The sequence below is a fragment of the Prosthecomicrobium sp. N25 genome, from assembly GCF_037203705.1.
Taxonomy (GTDB): domain Bacteria; phylum Pseudomonadota; class Alphaproteobacteria; order Rhizobiales; family Ancalomicrobiaceae; genus Prosthecodimorpha.
The window spans coordinates 2,617,912-2,633,434 of the sequence record NZ_JBBCAT010000001.1 but is presented as its reverse complement, the minus strand read 5'-3'; the positions used below and the strand labels follow the sequence as shown (position 1 = coordinate 2,633,434).

Here is a 15,523-nt window from a genome sequence, read left to right as displayed (position 1 = left end):
CCCTTCCCGCTTCCGGAGACCAGCATGACCCCGATCGACACCGTCGTGATCGGCGCCGGACAGGCCGGGCTCGCCATGAGCCGGAGCCTGGCGGCGCGCGGGATCGAGCATGTCGTCCTGGAGCGGGGCCGCGTCGGCGAGCGGTGGCGGCGCGGCTCCTGGGACAGCCTCCGCCTGCTGACGCCGGATCGCATGAGCGCCCTCCCCGGCCTGCCGCACAGGTCCGGTCCGGAGTTCCTGCCCGCGCGCGCCTTCGTCGACTACCTGGAGCGCTATGCCGATTTCCTCGGGGCTCCCGTGATCGAGGCGGCGCCGGTCCGGTCCGTGACCCGGGCGGGCGCCCGCTTCCGGGTCGAGGTCGGCGGCGCGGTCTGGGCGGCCCGCGCGGTCGTGGTCGCGACGGGGGCCTACCAGACGCCCTACGTGCCGCCCGTCGCGACGGGCTTGCCCCGCGGCATCCTCCAGGTCGCGGCCGCGCGATACCGCCGGCCGTCCGCACTGCCCGACGGCGGCGTCCTGGTGGTCGGGGCATCGGCCACGGGCCTGCAGATCGCCGAGGAAATCCTTGGCTCGGGCCGTCCCGTGACGATCGCCGCCGGCGAACACACGCGCATGCCGCGGCGCTGGCGCGGCGAGGACATCTACGTCCGGCTCGCGCAGGCCGGTGTCCTGGACGACGTTCCGCCGCCCGGCGAAGCGGGGCAGCTCGCCAGGGCTCCCTCCATGCAGCTCGCCGGACGGCCGGACCGGCGCGACATCGACCTCGGCTTCCTGGCGCAGGCCGGGGCCCGTGTGGCCGGGCGCCTTCTCGGGGTCGCGGACGGCGTCGCGCGGCTCGGCGATCTCGCGGGGGCCGTGGCGCGCGCGCAGGCCCGGATGGAGCGCACGCTCGACCGGATCGACCGCGCGCTCGCGGCCATGCCGCCCCCACATCCGGGGCCGCCCGCCGAAAGGCCGGCCCCGCTGCGCCTGCCCCCGGCGCCCGAGGCGCTGGACCTCGCCGCCGAGGGGATCCGGACGGTCGTCTGGGCGACCGGGTATCGGCGGACCTATCCCTGGCTGCACCTTCCCGTGCTCGACGGTACCGGCGAGATCCGGCAGGAGGGCGGGATCACGTCCGAGCCGGGTCTCTATACGCTCGGACTCACCTTCATGCGGCGGCGGCAGTCCCACTTCATCTGCGGTTGCGGGGCCGACGCGGAGGCGCTCGGGGACGAGATCGCGGCCCATCTCGGGGCGGCGCGGTGCCGACCGGGTCCAGGGGCGGGGCGCCGTGCGGCCCTCGGTTGACGCCGCTTCCCGCGACGGCGGAAAAAGCGTACGTGACGGAGGAGGCGGCGCGACCGCCGGAGGTTGGCCGATGATCGAGGGGCTTTCCGTTACGTCCATCCGGACACCCGCGGGGGACCGGTTCCCGGTGGCGGCGTCCGGCGACAAGGGCGTGCCCGTCCTGTTCCTGCATGGTGCGCTCGGGGACCTGCGCACGTTCGCTCCGCATGTCGCACGGCTCGGCCCGGAGCGGCGCAGCCTGGCCGTGACCCAGCGCTGGTGCGGAACCGGGCGGTGGCGAGCGGACGGGCCGGCCTTCGGGGTCGGAACCCATGCGGCGGATCTGGTCGCGCTGGCCGAGGGGCTCGGCGCCGGGCCGCTGCGCGTGGTCGCCTGGTCCTATGCCGGCCATGTCGCCCTCGAGGCGGCCCTCGGCCGGCCGGACCTCTTCGCCGGGCTCTTCCTCTACGAGCCGGGCGTGCGCACGATCCCGCTCGAGCCAGCGGACCAGGACAGCTTCGCGGCCGATGCCGGGACGGTGTTCGGGCCCATCGTCGGGGCGATCGGGGCCGGAGACCTGGAGCGGGCCGTCCGGCTCCTGATCGACAGTTCCGGCGGGGACGGATGCTTCGACGCGCTGCCGTCGGGCCGGCGTGCGGTCTACCTGGAAAACGCCCACACGCTGCCCCGCCTCGTCGGGCAGGAGCCTCCGCCGCCCATCTCCCCGGAGGCGCTGCGCGGCCTGCGCGTGCCGACGCGGGTGCATTGGGGAAGCCGGTCCCGGCCCTTCTCGCGGCTGCCGGCCGTCGCCGTGGCGGCGCTCGTCGGCGATGCGGGAAGCGGGCCGGTGGAGGCGGGCCACCTATGGCCGGAGGACGATCCGGACGGCTTCTGCGAGGCCGTGCGGACCTGGGCGGACGGGCTCGCCTGAGCCCCGCGCACCGGTGAGCGACGTTCATGACGGCGGATCCGCCTGAACGCTTCCGTCAAACGCCGTTCAGCCGCGCGGGCCTATCGATGGCGGTGAGGAGACGAGGGTCATGGCACGGTTCGGAGAGGTCTTCCGCTGTCTCGGCATGGACGAGGACACGCCCTCAGGCGTGCCCGGGATGGTGGTCGCCAAGGGCGGTTCCAACTTCGTCGCCCTCCTGGACGGCAAGGGGCTGAAGGTCCGGGCCACGGATCCGACGATCGAGGTCAAGGAGGTCGACGCCTCGGGTTTCCGCGAAAACCAGCAGAAGCTGCGCGAGAGCCTCGCCAAGCTGACCGACAAGCAGGCCGTGGCGGCCCTGACCCCGCCGGTGCTGCCGGCGGCCAGCCGGATCTTCCAGGTCTTCGGCCCGAACGCGGTCGCCTTCGACAAGGCCGAGGTCCGGGCGCTCGACGGCCCCACGCCGCGGGCGCGAATGCGGGTCGCGGTGGTGCCGCCCCTGGAGATCAAGATCGCGATCCGCAACCTGCAGGTCCGCCAGCGGGACGGAACCTTGGCGAACCATGCGCAGACGCCCTGCGTGCCGGCCGACGAACTCGTCGGCATGAACTTCGTCTGGACCCCGCAGACGAACATCCGCTTCGTACTGGTCCCCTCCGAGCCGGCGGTCATCGACCTCGGCAAGGCGGAGACGCGGGCCGCCTGGGCGGCGGCGCTCGGGCTGAAGAGCGCGGATGCGGTCGCCATCCCGTCGTCGCTTCCCTACCGGCGCGAGGTGCTGCACGTCTACGATCCCCACCTGGTGCCGGGCGCCGACATCACCTTTCTGTTCGTCGACGACCTGCGGGACGGCGACATTCCGAACGGCGTCGACCTCGACACCGGCATCGTGCTCATCGCCAAGCGGCGCACGGAGACGACCTTCGCGCACGAGGCGGGCCACTATCTGGGCGGCGACTACACCAAGGGGGAATGGGACGCGCTGAAGCACACCTGGGACGCCGACAAGATCCAGAAGCGCCAGGACGACGTCCGCTACCTGATGCGCGACGGCGGCGCCGGGTGGAAGATCCCCTTCGGTCTCGTCGACCGCTTCCGCGGCTTCCGGAGCCGGAAGGTGCGACCGGCGCCGAAGGCCCGTCGCCGCTGACGCACGAGCCTCCCACGGTCGAGGGCCTGCGGCTCGCGCGGTCTGGCTCGTGCGAGACCACTTGAATTCCAGGATCGAGAGGCGCTGGATTTCGGCAGCCGGCTTCGAGCTGCGCGGAGCGTCCGGTCGCCGGCCCAGCCGGAGCGGATGCGCGGCCGGGGACGGGCCGAAGCGGCGGGTGGGCGACGCGAGGAGGAATGAACTTGACCTTGTTTGCGAAGACATTGGTCCAAGTGGCTTCCTTGCTTTCGGTATCCTGTCTCCTTGCGCCTCCCGCTGTGGCTCATGTGGCCGACTCCGGCTGGCGCTATCCGCCCTACTGCTGCTCCGAGATGGACTGCTACGAGATCGCACGCGAGGAGATCGAGCCCGTCGGCGGCGGGTGGCGCATCAGGGCGACCGGGGAATACTGGTCCCGCAACCGCACCAACGTGTCCCCGGACGGCCGCTACCACCGTTGTTCGGTGAGCGGACTCAGGAAAGGCAGGACGATCTGCCTGTGGGTGCCGGCGGAGGGGTGACGGTCCCCCACCGCGTGGATTCCGTGAAATGCCCCCGGTCATTCGTCGCCCCGAATAAATCCCGCGCGAATCCATATTGGACGGGCATGCCGGCAGAGACTTAATTCGATCCAGATGAATGTCGCAGGCTGCAGCGCATTCCATCGGGCCGCATGCAGCAATGGACCCTCGGGATGGCACTGGCTCGCGTTCTGCGGTCGAAGTTGAAGTCGGGCGGCACGGTCTTCGGGGCCTGGGCGGTGCTTCCGACCGCCTTCGCGGCCGAGCTGATGTGCGTCGGGGACATCGACTATGTCTGCATCGACCAGCAACACGGGCTGATCGACTACTCGGTGGCGGTGGAGATGCTGCGCGCCATCGAGGGTCGCGGCGTCGTGGGCATGACCCGCGTGCCGGCCAACGAGGCCTGGATGATCGGCAAGGCGCTCGACGCCGGCATGCAGGGCGTCGTCGTCCCGATGATCGAGACGGCCGAGGAGGCCGCCCGCGCGGTGCGCTCCTGCCGCTACTACCCCAAGGGGCATCGGTCCTTCGGCCCGGCGCGCGCCTCTATGGTGATGGACAGCCGGGACATGGCGGTGGTCGGCGACGAGGTGATGTGCCTCGTGATGGTCGAGACCCGCAAGGGGCTCGAGAACATCGACGAGATCTGCGCCACCCCGGGGCTCGACGGGATCTATGTGGGGCCGGCCGACCTCGCGCTGGGGCTCGGGCTGCCGCCCAACCTCGACAAGGAGGAGCCGGAGCACGTCGCCGCCGTGCGGCGGATCCTGGAGGCCTGCCAGCGGCACGGCATCGTGCCCGGCATCCAGTGCGGGTCCGGCAAGGCGGCGCGCAAATTCGCCGACATGGGCTACCGCTTCATCACCTTCGCCAAGGACACCGCGATCCTGCCCGCCTTCGTCGAGAAGGAACTGACGGCAGCACGCGGCACCGCGGCCGACACGTTCAAGGACAGAGGATATACCTGATGATCGAGGGTCAGATCCCGGTCTACCGCGACGAGATCGCCGAGCACCTGGCCGCCTTCACGGTCGGGGTCTCGGGCAGCCTGTCGCCCGAGATCACCGGCGCGGCGAAGCGCGTGCTGGGCGATTCCATCGCGGTCTCGCTCGGCGCGCTCGACCATCCGGCGGCCCGGGCGGCCCGCCGCCACGTGGAGCGCTTTCCCGTGCCCGGCGGCCAGACCGTCTGGGGTTCCACGGTGCGTACCACGCCGGAGCTCGCAGCACTCGCCAACGGCGTGCTGCTGCGCTGCTACGACTACAACGATTTCTTCGTCGGCCGGCGCAACAGCGGCCATCCGAGCGACATCGTGGCGGGCGTGATCGCCTGCGCGGAGTGGACCGGGGCCAGCGGGGCCGAGACCCTGTCGGCGCTGGCGGTCGGCTACGAGGTGGTGGCCGCCCTGTTCGACGCCTATTCGACGGCGCCGGGCGGCTGGGACTACACGAACCTCGTCGGCCCGGGCGCCACCGCGGCCTTCGCGCGGCTCCTGAAGCTCGACGAGACGCAGGCGCGTGAGGCCTACGGGATGACCGTGATCCCGCACTTCGCCAGCGACGAGGTGGAGTCCTGCGAGCTCAACCGCCGCGGCGACCTCACCATGTGGAAGCGCTTCAACGGCTCCGACGCGGTGCGCAACGCGCTGCAGGCCGCGCTTCTCGCATCGGTCGGCGTGGAGGCCGCCGTGCGGCCCTTCACGGGCAAGATGGGCTTCAGCGCCAAGCTGCAGGCCAAGGACGACCCGCTGCCGATACTGCGCGAGCGGCTCGATGCGTCGCGGCCGCTCGGCCGGATCGCCGAGACCTACATGAAGCTCTGGCCGGTCGGCTCCGTCGGGCAGAGCGCGATCCGGGCGGCGCTGGAGGCCCGCGCCAAGGTCGGGGACGTCTCGCGCATCAAGGAGGTGCGGGTGTTCTCCGAGGAGGGCGCCTACCACCATCTGGTCGAGCTGCGCCAGGACCCGTGGAACCCGATCTCGCGGGAGACGGCGGACCATTCGATGCCCTACATCGTCGGCGCGGCCGTCCTCGACGGCTACATCCATGTCGACAGCTTCGCCCGCGAGCGGGTGCTCGAGCCGTCCCGCCGCGCCTTCGTGCGCGACCGGGTCAAGGTGGTGCCGGCGCCGGAGCTCGGCACGATCGCCAGCGGCAAGCTGAAGCGCGCCGAGGACGGCTACCTGTCGCGCGTGGAGATCGAGACGGTCGACGGCGTCGTCCATCACGGGGCGGCGAAGCCCTTCCCGGGCCATCCGAAGGCGCCCTTCTCGGAAGCCGACCTGGAGGAGAAGCTCCACGCCAACGCGGCCCCGTATGCGGGACGCGCGGTGACCGAGACACTCGCGCGGGTGCTCTTCTCGATCGAGGAGGCGGAGTCGGTGAAGGCGCTCACGTCGCTCATGGCGTTTGACGAATCCCAGTGGCCGGTCAACAAGGCGGCCTGAGGCAGGGCGGGCGGCGAGCGCCCGCGCCCCGCGGACCCGGATCATGACCGACGTGACAGACACCCTCGTGCATCTCTGCGATACCTCGGACGTCTCCGAAGACCTGCCGTTCCGCGTCGAGCGGGACGGCTTCGCCTATGCGGTCTTCCTCGCCGACGGCCAGTACTACGTCACCGCGGACCTGTGCTCGCACGGGCCCGGCCAGCTCTCCGACGGCTTCGTCGAGGGCTGCGAGGTCGAGTGCCCGTTCCACCAGGGTCGCTTCGACCTGCGCACCGGGGCGCCGACCGCGCCGCCCTGCATGGAGCCGATCCGGGTCTGGACGCCCACCGTGGCGGACGGGCGGATCTACATCGCGGACCCCGCCTGAGGCAGCCAGCCGCGCCGCTCGGCTTCGACCATCTCGCGCACCACCTTGACGAAGGACGAGCGGATGCCGCTCGGCTGCTTGTCGGCGATGACGAGCAGGATGCTGGAGAGCGCCTCGGGGCCGAGGTCGAGCTCGCGCCAGACGATGTCCTCGACCGCCATGGCCTGCAGGGAGGCCGGCGCGATGGTGACGCCGAGCCCGGCCGCGACGAGGCCGAGGATGGTCGGCGCCTCGGAGGCCTCCTGGGCGATGCTGGGGACGAAGCCGGCGCGGTGGCAGAGCTCGAAGACCTGCTCGTAGAAGCCCGCCCCGGTGCCGCGCGGACGCAGCACGAAGGGCACCCCGGCGAGGAGGCCGAGCGGGACCGGTTCGGGCACCGCCGCCAGCGCATGCTGGGCGGGAAGCGCCAGCATGAGCCGGTCGGTGACGACCGGGATCGCCTCGATCCCCTTCGGGATCACCGCCGAGGCGGCCGGGCGGATGAAGCCGAGGTCGATCTTCTCCAGGAGCAGTCCGTCCAGGATCTGCTGGCTGGTCTGGATACGCAGCTCCAGGTGCACGTCGGGCATGATCGCGCGGTAGTGCCGGACGGCGCGGGTGAACACGCGCAGCATCGGGGCCGAGGTGGTGAAGCTGAGCCGCAGGGTGCCGACCTCGCCGCGCGCGGCCCGCTTGGCGGTTTCCACCGCCCGGGCGGCCTGGGCGAGCGCGGCTCGCGCCTCGTCCAGGAAGAGCCGGCCGGCCTCGGTCAGCTCGACCTTCCGTCGGTTGCGCTTGAGGAGCGCGACGCCGAGCTCGCGCTCGATGGACTGGATCTGCAGCGTGAGGGGCGGCTGCCCGATGTTGAGACGCTGTGCCGCACGGCTGAAATGCAGCTCTTCCGCAACCGCGACGAAGTAGCGGAACTGCCGGAGTTCCATGACTTATTTGCCTGACCACATAAGACCGGCGACACGGTATATTGGACTAGCGATATCCGGCAATGCCAATCTCGCCTGATCCGCTCGAGAGGACGTGCCGATGTCGATGGTCATTCCCCCGCCCCCCGTCACCACCATCCCGGTCGTGGGAGGCGGCGAGTTCCCGGTCCGCCGCATCTACTGCGTCGGCCGCAACTATGCGGCCCATGCCCGCGAGATGGGCGGCGACCCGAACCGCGATCCGCCGTTCTTCTTCATGAAGCCGGCCGACGCCATCGTGCCGAACCACGCGACCGTGCCCTACCCCACCAAGACGTCCGACTACCAGCACGAGATCGAGCTCGTGGTGGCGATCGGCAAGGGCGGGCGGGACATACCCGTCGACAAGGCCCTCGACTGCGTCTTCGGATACGGCGTCGGGCTCGACATGACGCGCCGCGACCTGCAGGCGACCGCCAAGAAGCTGCAACGCCCGTGGGACCTCTCCAAGGGCTTCGACCAGTCGGCGCCCTGCACCGCCCTCTCGCCCGTCTCCGCGGTCGGACACCCGGGCGCGGGCGCGATCTGGCTGACGGTCAACGGCGAGCGGCGTCAGGCGGGCGACCTCGCCGACCAGATCTGGAACGTGGCGGAGACGATCTCCTATCTCTCCGGCTACGTGGAACTGGTGCCGGGCGACCTGATCATGACCGGCACCCCCGAGGGCGTCGGCCCGGTGCAGCCCGGCGACCGCATGCACGGCCACATCGACGGGCTGGACGACCTCCACGTGACCATTTCCTGAACCGGCCACCGCCAGGACAATCGCCATGATCACAGCCGAACAGAACGAGTATCTCTGCGCCACGGGGCCGGGAACCCCGATGGGCGAACTGATGCGCCGGTACTGGATCCCGGCCATGATGTCGGTGGAGCTGCCGGAACCGGATTGCCCGCCGGTGCGCGTCGCGCTCCTCTCCGAGCGGCTCATCGCGATCAGGGACACGTCCGGGCGGGTCGGCCTGATGGACGAGTTCTGTGCCCATCGCGGCGTGTCCCTCTGGTTCGGGCGCAACGAGGAGAACGGGCTGCGCTGCCCCTACCACGGCTGGAAATACGACGTGACCGGGCAGTGCATCGAGGTGCCGTCCGAGCCGGCGGCGAGCGGCTTCTGCCAGAAGATCCGGCTGAAGTCCTATCCGGTCGTCGAGAAGAACGGCGTCGTCTGGGCCTACATGGGCCCGCCGGAGGAGCAGCCGCCGCTGCCGGACTTCGAGTGGATGCGGGTGCCGCAGAGCCACATCTTCCTCTCCAAGCGCTGGCAGGAGAGCAACTACCTGCAGGCGATGGAAGGCGGTATCGACTCCAGCCACGTCTCGTTCCTGCACCGCAGCGACCTCAACACCGACCCGCTGCACAAGAACACCGCGGGCGCCAAGTACGCCCGGTCGACCAACACGGTGTTCGACATCCTGGAAAGCCCCGGTGGGCTGCTGATCGGCGCGCGCCGCGACGCCGATCCGGGCTTCCACTACTGGCGCGTCACCCAGTGGATGTTCCCCTGGTACACGCTGATCCCGCCCTACAAGGGCAACGCCATCAACGGCCACGCCTGGGTGCCGATGGACGACCACAACTGCATGGCCTGGACCATGACCTTCCATCCGACCCGGCCGCTCACCGACAAGGAGGTCGAGGGCATGAAGGCCGGCGCCGGGGTGCACGCTGACCTCATTCCCGGCACGTTCCGGCCCAAGGCCAACATGGACAACGACTACCTGATGGACCGGGCCGCCCAGAAGGCAGGGCGCACCTACAGTGGCGTCAAGGGCATCGCCATCCAGGATTCCTCCCTGCAGGAAAGCATGGGGCCGATCGCCGACCGGACCCGGGAGAACCTCGTCTCCACCGACAACGCCATCATCATGGCGCGCATGCGCCTCAGGAAGGCGGCGCAGGCGGTGCAGGCCGGCAAGAAGGCACCCGGCCTCGACAGCGCGGCCCAGAACGTGCGATCCGCTTCCTTCATCCTGCCGGCCGGCGGGGCGTTCAAGGAGGCGGCCCTCGACGCCGTGAGGGTTCGCGAGGGCGAGGAACCGGTCGCGGTCTGAGCGGGCGTCGCCCGGCGCCGCGCCCCGGCGGGCCCGCAGGAGACGAAATGGGAAGCGAGCGATCGAGAACCGTGGTGGTCGGGGCCGGCCAGGCCGGCGCCTGGGCCGTGATCGCCTTGCGCGAGACCGATCCGGCGCGCGAGATCGTCATGATCGGCGATGAGGCGCACCTGCCCTACGAGCGCCCGCCCGTCTCGAAAGGGATCCTCGCGGGCGAGAGCGGGATCGAGAAGGCCCTGATCCGGCCGGACACGTGGTTCGTCGACAACAGGATCGACCTCCGCCTGGGCCAGCGCGTCGCCGGCATCGACCGGGCCGCGGCGCGGATCGAACTCGCGGGCGGCGAGCGGATCGCCTACGACAGCCTGATCCTGGCGACGGGGGCCCGGCCGCGCCGCCTGACGGTGCCCGGGGCGGACGACTCGCGGGTCCACGTGATCCGCACGGTCGACGACTCGCTCGCCCTCAGGGTCGAGTTGCAGCCGGAGCGGCATCTGGCGGTCGTGGGCGCCGGATTCATCGGCCTCGAGGCCGCCTCGGTGGCGCGCAAACGCGGGCTCGCCGTCACGGTTGTCGACGTGGCGGCGGCTGCCCTCTCCCGGGTGGTCGCGCCCGAGGTCGGGGCCGCCATGGCGCGCCGTCACGAGCGGGAAGGCGTGGCGTTCCGGTTCGGCGCGAGGCTCACCGGCATCGAGCCGGGAGCGTCCGGGCTCCGGCTGCACTTCGCCGAAGGCCCGCCCCTCGACGCCGATGTGGTGGTCGCCGGGATCGGCGCCGTCCCGAACACGGAGCTGGCCGCTGCGGCGGGCCTTGTGGTGGACGACGGGATCGTGGTCGACGCCTTCGGGCAGACGTCCGATTCGGCGATTTCCGCGGCCGGCGACGTGACGCGCCACTTCAACCCCATCCTCGGGCGGAGCATCCGGCTGGAGAGCTGGCAGAACGCGCAAAACCAGGCGATCGCGGTCGGCCGGATCGTCGGCGGACGGCGCGAGCCCTATGCCGAGGTGCCCTGGTTCTGGACCCACCAGTACGACTTCAACCTGCAGATCGCCGGGGCTCCGCTCGGCTGGGACCGGGTTATCTTCCGCGGCGGTCCGGACGAGCCGAAGTTCACGGCGCTCTACCTCGCCGAGGGCCGGGTGGTCGCGGGCAACACCTTGAACAACCCGCGGGACATGCGCGCCGTCAAGGCGCTGATCGCCGGGGGTACGGTCGTGGATCCCACGGCCCTCGCCGACCCCGCCGTCCCGCTTCAATCTCTCTGCCGCTGACGAGGGCCACGCCGATGATCGCCGACGAATTCAAGGGCATGAAGGCCGTCGTGGTCGCGGCGGCCCAGGGCGTCGGTCCCGCGGTGGTCGACGCGCTGGTCGCGGCGGGCGCACGCGTGGCGGTCGACGAGCCCTGCGGGGGCGAGGCGGTGCTGGTGGAGCCGGACGCGGCCGTCGCTTTCCTCGATCGCGTCGAGGCTGCGCTCGGCGGGCTCGACCTCCTGGTGATCTCCGCGCGGCCGGTGCGCAACAAGCCGGTCCTGTCGATCGGCGCGGACGAGTTCCGCGAGGTGGTCGAGACGGACTTGCTGGCCCCCGCCTTCCTGATGCAGGAGGCCGGGCGGCGCATGGCCGCGCGCGGCCACGGACGCATCGTCGTCTTCGCGTCGATGTCGGCGAAGACCGGGGCGCACCACAATGTCGGCCCCTTCGCGGCGGCCAAGGGCGGGCTCCTCGCCTTCGTGCGCGTGATGGCGAGCGAGCTCGCCGAGCACGGCGTTACCGTGAACGGGATCGCCACCGCGCTGTTCGAGCCGCAGGTCGCGACCATGACGGAGGAGCGGCGCAACACGCTGGTCAAGGGCATCCCGGTCGGCCGCTTCGGCCGGTCCGAGGAGGCCGCGCATGCGGTCCTCTACCTCGCATCCCGGAACTCGGGCTTCGTCACCGGCGAATGCCTGAACCTCTCCGGCGGCCGCTTCATGGATTGACCCTCGGTTCCTAGGAGGCCCGCTTGCACATCTTCCCGAAGGACTGGCCCGGGGTCCGCGTCACCGGCTACCGCAACTCCACGCCGCGCGTGGTGGACGTGGTCGGGGTCGGGCCGCGGGCGCGCGACCTCGTCGGCCGGCTCGGGGCCGAACTGCCGAACCTGCGGGTGGCGGACCGCCCCCGGCTGGAGGCGTCGCCGCCCGGGGCGGAGCCCGCGCATCCCAACCTGACGGTCGTGGTCCACGTCTCCGGCGATCCGACGGACGCCTTCCCGGTGCCGCAGCGGCCGCCGAGCTCGCTGAGTTTCGTGGTGATCGAGCCGCTCGACCGGATGCATGCCGGCCGCGACCCGGCGCTCGCCGACCTCAGGGCGGCGGCGGACCTCCTCGTGACGACGCCCGACGAGGACTTCCTGCGCGACCTCGTCGCCAACCTCTCGAGCTGACACGCGCCCCCCGCGCCCCGGACCGGGCTCAGCTCGGCGGAGCCGCCGTTAGGCCGTGGGCGTCCCACTGACCGGAACTTGGGCGAGCCGCCCAAATATTCCACTGTGCCGACAACTGGCGGTCGCTTGCGCAAGGTCGGACGGCCGCGGCGAAAGGCGCCTGCCTTTACGGGGCGTCGACTTCGCGGGGCCATGTCATTTGCCCCGCTAAATAATTGGACGTCGAACTTATATTAGACGGGCGCGTGCCGGCGTGCATGAATCCACGTACGGGTTCGGCCTGAGGGCCTGCCCGTGGAGGACGGCTGCGGGATGTCGGTGCAACGGGCGGACGGGACCGGGATGGCGGAGGGTCGCGCGGCGACACCGATGACCGTGCCCCTGATCGTCGCCTGCGCGTTCTTCATGGAGAACTTCGACGCGACCGTCATCACCACGGCGCTCCCGTCGATCGGCCAGACGTTCGGCGTGTCCGCCGTGGAGGCCGGCACAGGCATGACGGCCTATTTCGTCGCGCTCGCCGCCTTCATTCCGGTCAGCGGCTGGGCGGCGGACCGCTTCGGCGTGAAGACGGTGTTCCGCCTTTCCATGGCGCTGTTCACGCTCGCCTCCGTGGCCTGCGGGCTCTGCCAGAGCCTGGAGCAGTTCATCGCCGCCCGGATCGTCCAGGGCGCCGGCGGGGCCATGCTGGTGCCGGTCGGCCGGCTTGCGGTGTTGCGCGCCGTCGAGAAGGCGGAGTTCGTGCGCGCCATGTCCTGGGTGACCACGCCCGCGCTGGTCGGCAGCGTCATCGGCCCGCCGGTCGGCGGCTTCCTGACCACCTACGTGTCCTGGCGCTGGGTGTTCCTCCTTCAGGTCCCGGTCGGCCTTCTCGGCATCATCCTGGTGACCCGCTACTTCGCGCCGGATCGCGGCCGCGACCGCCGGCCGCTCGACTGGGTCGGTTTCCTTTCGATCGGACCGGGGATCGCGCTCCTGGTGGCGGCGCTGGAGATCGCCGCGCGGGGCGAAACCGGGGCGGCCCTGCCGCTGGCGCTGCTCGGTGCCGGGGCGGCGGTGCTGACCGTCGCGGTCCTGCATGCGTCGCGGCATCCGGCGCCCCTGATCGATCCGTCGCTGCTGCGCATCGACACCTTCGCCCGCTCGGTCGGCTCGGGGAACCTATTCATCGTCGCGGCCGCGGCCGTGCCGTTCCTCATGCCGCTGATGCTCCAGGTCGGGTTCGGCTTCTCGGCCTTCGCCTCCGGGCTGATGACCTTCACGGGGGCCGCCGGGGCGCTCGCCATGAAGGCGGCGTCGCCGGCGATCCTGCGCCGGTACGGCTTCCGGACCGTGCTCGTCGGCAACGGGCTCCTGGTCGCCGTCGCGACGATCCTGTGCGCACTGTTTACCCAAGCCACGCCGGCGGCCGCCATCGCGGCGGTGCTGCTCGCCTTCGGCTTCGCCCGCTCCCTGCAGTTCGTGGCGCTGAACACCATCGCGTATGCCAACGTGCCCCCCGAGCGGATGAGCGCGGCGACGACCTTCGCGGGAATGACGCGGCAGGTCGGCAACGCTGCGGGCGTGGCCGGGAGCGCCCTGATCCTTCAGGCTCTCGTCGGCCCAGGCAGCGCGACCGTGACGGCGTCGGACCTCAGCGCCGCCCTCTTCGCGGTCGGCGGCGTTGCGGGCTGCTCCGCGCTCCTGTTCCTGCGGCTCGATCCGGCCGCCGGGGCGGACGTCAGCGGACACGGACGCAAGCCGCCACCGAAGACCTGACGGAATCCACAGAGGAAGAGCCGGCCGCGATGCGGCGCCCGACGGCCAGGAACGAGGGAGAGTCGACGATGCAGCTTTCCAGACGCACGTTCAACGGAATGCTCGGCAGCAGTCTCGCCGGCAGTCTTCTCGGGCCCTTCGGGGCCGGCTTCGCACGAGCCCAGACCAAGCCCCTGACGGTCGCGCTCGAGGAGATCCCGAAGCAGCTCGACCCGCTGCGCTACCTGACGAACCCGGGCTACCGGGTCATGTACAACATCTACGACACCCTGCTCGACGTCGACTTCAAGAAGGACGGGGCGCTGAAGCCCGCGCTGGCGTCGTCCTGGAAGCGGGTCGACGAGAAGACCATCGACGTCACCCTGCGCGACGGAGTCCTCTTCCACGACGGCTCGCCGCTGACGGTCGACGACGTGCTCTTCACCTTCTCGACCGAGCGCATGTTCGACAAGGCCTCGCCGGGCTTCGCCGTCGCCCAGCAGCTCCTCTCCACCATCGCCAAGGTGGAGGCCGTCGACGGCAAGACCGTGCGCGTGGTCTCGAAGATCGCCGATCCCGCGCTCGAACTCCGCCTGACCGCCTGGGGCTCGCAGATCATCAGCAAGTCGGCCTTCCAGAAGGCCGGCGGATGGGACGGCTTCGCCCGCAAGCCCGTCGGGACGGGGCCGTTCTCGGTCGTCAACCTGAGCCCCGAGGAGGTGCGGCTCGCCGCATTCCCGCAATACTGGGGCGGCGCCCCGTCGATCCCGACCCTCGTCTACCGGTCCTCGCCGGAGCTCTCCTCCCGAATCGCCGGCCTTGCGGCGGGCGACTTCGACCTGATCGCCGACGTGCCCCCGGACCAGTTCCCGGCCGTGACCCGGTCCCCCAACCTCGTCATCGCGGGCGGCCCGATCGCCAGCATCCGGGTGGTCAAGTTCGACACCCGCAATGCGGCCCTGAAGGACCCCCGCGTCCGGCAGGCGCTCGGCTTCGCCATCGACCGGGCCGCAATCGTCAAGGCGCTCTGGCAGGACTTGGTCGAGATCCCGCGCGGCCACCAGCTGGCGTCCTACGGCGAGCTCTACGACAAGAACCGGCCGGCCCTCGTGTACGACCCGGACAAGGCCAAGAAGCTCCTCGCGGCGGGCGGCTACAAGGGCGAGGTGATCCCCTACCGGATCCGCACCAACGCTTACGGGCCGGAGCTGGCGACGGCCCAGATCCTCGTCTCGATGTGGAATGCGGTCGGGGTCAACATCGACCTTCAGATCAAAGAAAACTTCGGTCAGATGCTGGCCTATCCGGGCACCGGCATGCGCAACGGCGTCGACCCGGTCCTGATCAACGACCCGCTCTTCTCCCTCTGGCGCTCCTACAACGAGGCCGAGAAGGACGTCTGGTCGAACGAGGACTTCTACAAGGCCGGCCATGTGCTCGAATCGAGCATGGACCCGGCGGAGCGCAAGAAGGCGATGGGGCAGATGCTCGACATCTTCGACGCCGATCCGCCCTCCATCATCCTGCACACGATGGGGCTCTTCTACGGCATGAACAAGAAGGTCAAGTGGACGCCCTACAAGCACGTCTACATGGACTTCCGAAAGGAAAATGCGAGCATTGCGACCTGAACCGAGCGAACGCCCCGCAGGCCCA

15 protein-coding genes are annotated in these 15,523 nt (G+C 70.7%); 14 read left to right on the top strand and 1 reads right to left on the bottom strand.

Going from position 1 to position 15,523, the window contains the following annotated elements; translation table 11 throughout:
* The first annotated feature begins 24 nt into the window (after positions 1 to 24).
* From WBG79_RS12015 to WBG79_RS11985, 7 genes are all read left to right on the top strand, one after another.
* Positions 25 to 1,290: an NAD(P)-binding domain-containing protein gene (locus WBG79_RS12015; RefSeq protein ID WP_337357339.1), complete on the top strand. Its 1,266-nt coding sequence runs from the start codon at positions 25 to 27 to the stop codon at positions 1,288 to 1,290.
* A gap of 70 nt (positions 1,291 to 1,360) precedes the next feature.
* The gene (locus WBG79_RS12010) at positions 1,361 to 2,200 is read left to right on the top strand and encodes an alpha/beta fold hydrolase (RefSeq protein ID WP_337357338.1); all 840 of its coding nucleotides are present in this window, start codon (positions 1,361 to 1,363) and stop codon (positions 2,198 to 2,200) included.
* Between the two features lie 109 nt (positions 2,201 to 2,309).
* The gene (locus WBG79_RS12005; protein WP_337357337.1) at positions 2,310 to 3,350 is read left to right on the top strand and encodes a hypothetical protein; all 1,041 of its coding nucleotides are present in this window, start codon (positions 2,310 to 2,312) and stop codon (positions 3,348 to 3,350) included.
* 287 nt (positions 3,351 to 3,637) lie between these two features.
* The gene (locus WBG79_RS12000) at positions 3,638 to 3,871 is read left to right on the top strand and encodes a hypothetical protein (RefSeq protein WP_337357336.1); all 234 of its coding nucleotides are present in this window, start codon (positions 3,638 to 3,640) and stop codon (positions 3,869 to 3,871) included.
* A 173-nt stretch (positions 3,872 to 4,044) separates the two neighbouring features.
* A complete protein-coding gene (locus tag WBG79_RS11995) occupies positions 4,045 to 4,842 on the top strand; it encodes an HpcH/HpaI aldolase family protein (RefSeq protein ID WP_337357335.1) in 798 nt (265 codons plus the stop codon).
* A complete protein-coding gene (locus WBG79_RS11990) occupies positions 4,842 to 6,320 on the top strand; it encodes an MmgE/PrpD family protein (protein ID WP_337357334.1) in 1,479 nt (492 codons plus the stop codon). Before WBG79_RS11995 ends, WBG79_RS11990 begins: the two co-directional genes overlap by 1 nt.
* 43 nt (positions 6,321 to 6,363) lie before the next feature.
* Positions 6,364 to 6,690: a non-heme iron oxygenase ferredoxin subunit gene (locus WBG79_RS11985; RefSeq protein WP_337357333.1), complete on the top strand. Its 327-nt coding sequence runs from the start codon at positions 6,364 to 6,366 to the stop codon at positions 6,688 to 6,690.
* On the opposite strand, the gene WBG79_RS11980 is transcribed toward WBG79_RS11985, so the two are convergent.
* On the bottom strand, positions 6,669 to 7,610 hold the full coding sequence (locus tag WBG79_RS11980; RefSeq protein ID WP_337357332.1) for a LysR family transcriptional regulator: 942 nt from the start codon (positions 7,608 to 7,610) through the stop codon (positions 6,669 to 6,671). The genes WBG79_RS11985 and WBG79_RS11980 overlap by 22 nt on opposite strands.
* Positions 7,611 to 7,710: 100 nt before the next feature.
* Between WBG79_RS11980 and WBG79_RS11975 the strand changes: the two genes are divergently transcribed.
* The 7 genes from WBG79_RS11975 to WBG79_RS11945 all read left to right on the top strand — a co-directional run bounded on the left by WBG79_RS11975 (position 7,711) and on the right by WBG79_RS11945 (position 15,498).
* The gene (locus tag WBG79_RS11975; RefSeq protein WP_337357331.1) at positions 7,711 to 8,394 is read left to right on the top strand and encodes a fumarylacetoacetate hydrolase family protein; all 684 of its coding nucleotides are present in this window, start codon (positions 7,711 to 7,713) and stop codon (positions 8,392 to 8,394) included.
* Positions 8,395 to 8,419: 25 nt separating this feature from the next.
* Positions 8,420 to 9,700, top strand: a complete 1,281-nt coding sequence (locus WBG79_RS11970; RefSeq protein WP_337357330.1) for a Rieske 2Fe-2S domain-containing protein — start codon at positions 8,420 to 8,422, stop codon at positions 9,698 to 9,700.
* A 47-nt stretch (positions 9,701 to 9,747) separates the two neighbouring features.
* Positions 9,748 to 10,974 carry an NAD(P)/FAD-dependent oxidoreductase gene (locus tag WBG79_RS11965; RefSeq protein WP_337357329.1) on the top strand — a complete coding sequence of 409 codons (1,227 nt, stop codon included), beginning with the start codon at positions 9,748 to 9,750 and terminating at the stop codon, positions 10,972 to 10,974.
* 14 nt (positions 10,975 to 10,988) lie between these two features.
* Complete coding sequence (locus WBG79_RS11960; protein ID WP_337357328.1) at positions 10,989 to 11,684, top strand: SDR family NAD(P)-dependent oxidoreductase; 696 nt, start codon at positions 10,989 to 10,991, stop codon at positions 11,682 to 11,684.
* A gap of 23 nt (positions 11,685 to 11,707) precedes the next feature.
* The gene (locus WBG79_RS11955) at positions 11,708 to 12,130 is read left to right on the top strand and encodes a hypothetical protein (protein ID WP_337357327.1); all 423 of its coding nucleotides are present in this window, start codon (positions 11,708 to 11,710) and stop codon (positions 12,128 to 12,130) included.
* A 342-nt stretch (positions 12,131 to 12,472) separates the two neighbouring features.
* Positions 12,473 to 13,888 carry an MFS transporter gene (locus tag WBG79_RS11950; protein ID WP_337357326.1) on the top strand — a complete coding sequence of 472 codons (1,416 nt, stop codon included), beginning with the start codon at positions 12,473 to 12,475 and terminating at the stop codon, positions 13,886 to 13,888.
* Between the two features lie 68 nt (positions 13,889 to 13,956).
* Positions 13,957 to 15,498: an ABC transporter substrate-binding protein gene (locus tag WBG79_RS11945; protein WP_337357325.1), complete on the top strand. Its 1,542-nt coding sequence runs from the start codon at positions 13,957 to 13,959 to the stop codon at positions 15,496 to 15,498.
* The last annotated feature ends 25 nt before the right edge of the window (positions 15,499 to 15,523 follow it).

Coding starts and splice junctions, on each gene's coding strand:
- WBG79_RS11995 (WP_337357335.1), top strand. CDS start 4,045: ATGGCACTGGCTCGCGTTCTGCGGTCGAAGTTGAAGTCGGGCGGCACG.
- WBG79_RS11945 (WP_337357325.1), top strand. CDS start 13,957: ATGCAGCTTTCCAGACGCACGTTCAACGGAATGCTCGGCAGCAGTCTC.
- WBG79_RS11985 (WP_337357333.1), top strand. CDS start 6,364: ATGACCGACGTGACAGACACCCTCGTGCATCTCTGCGATACCTCGGAC.
- WBG79_RS11975 (WP_337357331.1), top strand. CDS start 7,711: ATGTCGATGGTCATTCCCCCGCCCCCCGTCACCACCATCCCGGTCGTG.
- WBG79_RS11970 (WP_337357330.1), top strand. CDS start 8,420: ATGATCACAGCCGAACAGAACGAGTATCTCTGCGCCACGGGGCCGGGA.
- WBG79_RS11990 (WP_337357334.1), top strand. CDS start 4,842: ATGATCGAGGGTCAGATCCCGGTCTACCGCGACGAGATCGCCGAGCAC.
- WBG79_RS11950 (WP_337357326.1), top strand. CDS start 12,473: ATGGCGGAGGGTCGCGCGGCGACACCGATGACCGTGCCCCTGATCGTC.
- WBG79_RS11980 (WP_337357332.1), bottom strand. CDS start 7,610: ATGGAACTCCGGCAGTTCCGCTACTTCGTCGCGGTTGCGGAAGAGCTG.
- WBG79_RS12015 (WP_337357339.1), top strand. CDS start 25: ATGACCCCGATCGACACCGTCGTGATCGGCGCCGGACAGGCCGGGCTC.
- WBG79_RS12005 (WP_337357337.1), top strand. CDS start 2,310: ATGGCACGGTTCGGAGAGGTCTTCCGCTGTCTCGGCATGGACGAGGAC.
- WBG79_RS11960 (WP_337357328.1), top strand. CDS start 10,989: ATGATCGCCGACGAATTCAAGGGCATGAAGGCCGTCGTGGTCGCGGCG.
- WBG79_RS12010 (WP_337357338.1), top strand. CDS start 1,361: ATGATCGAGGGGCTTTCCGTTACGTCCATCCGGACACCCGCGGGGGAC.
- WBG79_RS11965 (WP_337357329.1), top strand. CDS start 9,748: ATGGGAAGCGAGCGATCGAGAACCGTGGTGGTCGGGGCCGGCCAGGCC.